The organism is Staphylococcus sp. GDY8P196P, from assembly GCF_017891705.1.
Classification (GTDB): domain Bacteria; phylum Bacillota; class Bacilli; order Staphylococcales; family Staphylococcaceae; genus Staphylococcus; species Staphylococcus ureilyticus.
Genome location: NZ_JAESJS010000039.1, coordinates 1 through 653 on the forward strand (window position 1 = coordinate 1; position 653 = coordinate 653).

The 653-nt window shown below is 26.2% G+C and carries 2 protein-coding genes; both read right to left on the minus strand.

Annotated features, from left to right (window positions below):
• Positions 1 to 29: 29 nt before the first annotated feature.
• Positions 30 to 377, minus strand: a complete 348-nt coding sequence (locus KA814_RS13505) for an ArsR/SmtB family transcription factor (RefSeq protein ID WP_002508637.1) — start codon at positions 375 to 377, stop codon at positions 30 to 32.
• Positions 378 to 395: 18 nt separating this feature from the next.
• Positions 396 to 653: cadmium resistance transporter (locus tag KA814_RS13720; protein WP_074356983.1), on the minus strand; the 258-nt coding region annotated here is incomplete at its 5' end.

Consider the following 653-nt stretch of genomic DNA (forward strand, 5'->3'; position numbering starts at 1 on the left):
AAGACAAGAAGAAACTCGTTTCACTCGTTTCAAAAACCCTCCTGATTTTTAGAGAAAAACTCTCTTATTTCATCGTCTTTAATAAAATAATATGCCATCTTTCCATCTTTATAAAAATCAAGTACCTCATTTTTATATAAAAGCCTTAAATGATGTGAAGTTGAAGCAACACTCATTTTCAATATCAAAGAAATATCACAAACACACAACTCATCTTCTTTAATCAAAGATAATATGATTTTCAATTTCTTCTCATCACAAATTTTTTCTAAAATGTTAAGTAATTTCTTAGATTTATCATCTTCTAAAAAACTTAAAGCATTGTTAACTTTATCCTCATGTACACAGATCACATCACAAGCATTTTCATAACTCATATAAAATCACACCCTAAATTAAAATATAAATCCTAAAATTGTTTGAATAGTGTCATTTTCAATAATAATAAATAAACCTAAAGCTATATAAATAACAGCCATAATCCAACGACTAAATTTCTCAACAATTTCTCCAACTCCTGGAATATTAGCTAATTTTTGTGCAGTAAATACCAAGAAGAAAATTAAAATTAAAAAGACAAACAGAGTAATTAATAAATTAGTAACACTTAATGTCACAAAATACGGAACAAATAAACCAATATTATCAGCACC